At 70.1% G+C, this 1,814-nt stretch carries 1 protein-coding gene and 1 pseudogene; both read right to left on the reverse strand.

Annotated features, from left to right (window positions below; genetic code table 11):
• Positions 1-307: 307 nt before the first annotated feature.
• Positions 308-976: a PEP-CTERM sorting domain-containing protein gene (locus AC1MIR_RS20855; RefSeq protein WP_480030098.1), complete on the reverse strand. Its 669-nt coding sequence runs from the start codon at positions 974-976 to the stop codon at positions 308-310.
• Between the two features lie 407 nt (positions 977-1,383).
• A pseudogene (locus AC1MIR_RS20860) lies at positions 1,384-1,814 on the reverse strand (hypothetical protein); the annotation flags it as partial.

Genomic DNA, 1,814 nt, shown 5'->3' on the forward strand with positions numbered 1-1,814 from the left:
GGCCCGCGGGGGGGGGGTGGGGGGGGGCGCCGGGTCTGGGGTGTTGGGCCCCCCCCGCCCGCGGCGCGCCCCCGCCCCGACAACGCCCGGACCCCCTGCCCGTCGCAGCCTGCATCGCGTGGCGGATTGGTGTCGCCGACGCGGCCCCGAGGCAAGCCACAGGCGCGGCACCGGATCGCGCCGCACGGCCATGGCCCGGCCGCCAGGACCGCGCCGCGGTCCTGCCGAATGGGCATAGGTTGCTCTAGAATCAGGTTCCTGGAGCACGAGCTTCCGATCGACTGATTCCAGTCGATCGGAAGGTGCTTCAGCCGCGGCGGGCGCGCAGCCGCCTGCGGCGGGCGCCGGCGAGGCCGAGCAGCCCGAGGCCGAACAGCGCCATGGAGGCCGGCTCCGGCGCCGGGATCGGATCCGGACCGGTCGAGCCCGGATCGAGCCGCACCTGCTTCACGTCCACGACCAGCAGATCGATCGAGCCCGTGGTCGTGAAGGAGACCTGGCTGAACGGCACCACCGGGTTGGTGGTGATCGTGAACTTGTTCTGGCCCCTGTCATCGAGCGCGAAGGGTGCGCTCGGGTCGGTCACGTCGGTATCGAAGATCACGGAGCCGCTCTCGCCATTCGCGATGTCGATGTTCAGGGCGAGGAGCTCGGCAGCGCTGGGCACGACCAGGTCGATGGTCAGGCTGCTGAAGCCCGCGCCGATCGCCTCGATCGCAGCCTGCCCGCCGCCTGCGATCTCGATCGGCTGGTCTGCCGTGAACACGATGATCGCGTTCTTGTTCGTGTTCAGGCAGCCCTGAACCACGTTGTCGCCGGGCGTCGAATCCGCCGGCGCGTTGCAGGCGTTGAAGATGATGTTGTTGCCGGTGCCGGTGTTGATCGGCTGGACCACGATGCCGGCCTGTGCCGTCGAGGCCCAGCCCGCGAAGGCCACGGCCGCGGCAGCTAATGCAAAGGTGGAAAAGCGTCGCATCCTATTCTCCCTGAAGATACGCCGGCGCGATAGACAAGCCGGCGCATCCATCAGTGAAACAACATGCGTGCCGCGAAACGGCGGTGGATCCAGGGGCGCGGGCAGTAGCGAAGCTCATGTGTCTCAGTCACTTCGCGTGCCGGCGCGGCGGATCGGCATTCTTTACAATGCGGCGTTTCGCCGGATGCGCCATGCGATCCGGCGTATTTCACAACTCCGGGTAGGACGAGCGTTGCGCGACATGTCGTGCGATCGGTTGGGGTGACCGGATTGTGAACCGCGGTGCGCGACCACAGATGGAAGAAATCGGTCACTACACGCGTCAGCGGACATACAGCGCCGGTGTTCGGCGCAACGTGTCCTCGCAGCCCCGTGAGCTGTAAGGAATGCCGACGCCGCGCGGCCGCTCAGCCTGCCGGCGCCAGCATGCCGAGCACGGCCTCCGCCGCCGCCTCGCTCGGCGCGCGCCCGGGCGGATGCAGGGTCTCCAGCACGGCGCCGAGACCGGCGCGCTGTTCGGCTGCGGCAACGGGATCGGCCAGCAGGCGATCCAGCTCGTCGGCGATCGCCTCCGGCGTCGCGAAGCGCTGCAGGAATTCCGGCACGACCTGCCGCTCGGAGAGCAGGTTGACCAGGCTGGCGAAGGGCACGCGCGCCAGCCTTTCGATGATCCAGGCGGTGACCGGGTTGATGCGGTAGGCGATGACATGCGGCACGCCGGCCACCGCCATCTCCAGGCTGGATGTGCCGGACTTGATCAGGCCGGGGGGGGGGGGGGGGGGGGCCGGGGCGGGGGGGCGGGGGGGGCGGCGGCGGGCCGGGCCCCCCCCCGCCGCGC

The sequence above is a fragment of the Falsiroseomonas sp. RANM36 genome, from assembly GCF_056682175.1.

What these genes read in the sequence shown, in the direction of transcription:
- AC1MIR_RS20855 (WP_480030098.1), bottom strand. Translation starts at nt 976, where the DNA reads ATGCGACGCTTTTCCACCTTTGCATTAGCTGCCGCGGCCGTGGCCTTC.